Source organism: Amycolatopsis sp. cmx-11-32 (assembly GCF_047608695.1).
Taxonomy (GTDB): domain Bacteria; phylum Actinomycetota; class Actinomycetes; order Mycobacteriales; family Pseudonocardiaceae; genus Amycolatopsis.
On the sequence record NZ_JADNQN010000049.1, the window covers coordinates 1 to 988 of the forward strand.

1 pseudogene is annotated in these 988 nt (G+C 64.1%); it reads left to right on the forward strand.

Annotated features, from left to right (window positions below):
* The first annotated feature begins 374 nt into the window (after nucleotides 1-374).
* Nucleotides 375-820: pseudogene (locus tag ACM6LR_RS39325) on the forward strand (Lrp/AsnC family transcriptional regulator).
* Nucleotides 821-988: the final 168 nt, after the last annotated feature.

Below are 988 nucleotides of genomic sequence, written 5' to 3' on the forward strand. Positions count from 1 at the left end.
TCCTGAGCGCTTCGCGCGCCGCCCGCGACCACCCAAAATGCCCGAAGCAGCCTGGATCAACCAGCCCTCTGACCAGCTCAAACCGGCGCGCTAACACAACCTGTCTCACTTGACTTGACAACTACCGGACGACCACGTAGTCGCGCTGAGCACCGGCAGTGAGATCGCGGAACAAGTCCGTCGAGGGCGAGTTCGGCGCGAAGGTGGATGGCCGCGGTCGCACTGTCGAGGGCCTGGAACGTCAGTACGCGGGGTTCGGTCGTCATGCCCCAATCCTGCTGATCGGTGATCATCCGGAACATTGGAGAATCCAGGTGTTACCGCCGGTTAGCCTGGAGATTCCTGGCAGGTGTGACGATCGACCTGGGAGTCCCGTGAACCTCGATGATCTCGACTGGCAGCTGCTCGAACTGCTCCAGTCCGACGGGCGGCTGACCTTCTCGGAGCTCGGCCGAAGGGTGTCGCTGTCCCCGCCCGCGGTGACCGAGCGGATCCGAAGGCTCGAAGAGAACGGGATCATCACCGGATACCGCGCCAGCGTCGATCTGACGAAGCTCGGGCTGCCCATTGAGGCGATGGTTCGAGCCAAAGTGCAGAGTCTGGACACCGCTCGCTTCCGGGAGACCATCCTCCCGCTTCCCAGGTGCTCGACGCCGATCACGTCACGGGCGATGAGTGCTGGTTGGTGCGAGTCGCCTGCCGGGACACCGCGGAGTTGGAGGAGCTCGTAGAGCGGATGCAGCGTTATGGGGAGACGACGACTTCGCTGGTCTTCTCGTCACCGGTCCGCCGGCGGGCGGTCGGTCGGCGAAGCAGCTGACCGACCACGGCGGTGAGAGCAAGGGACCTTTGCTATCACCGGGCGGGTGTGGGGACGTGAAAAAAAGGGGGGCTCGGGCTCCGGGAGAACTCGTGGTTCTCGACCGGGGCCCGAGCCCCCCTTGTTTCTAAGGTTAGTCCGGCGGTGTCCTACTCTCCCACAACCCTT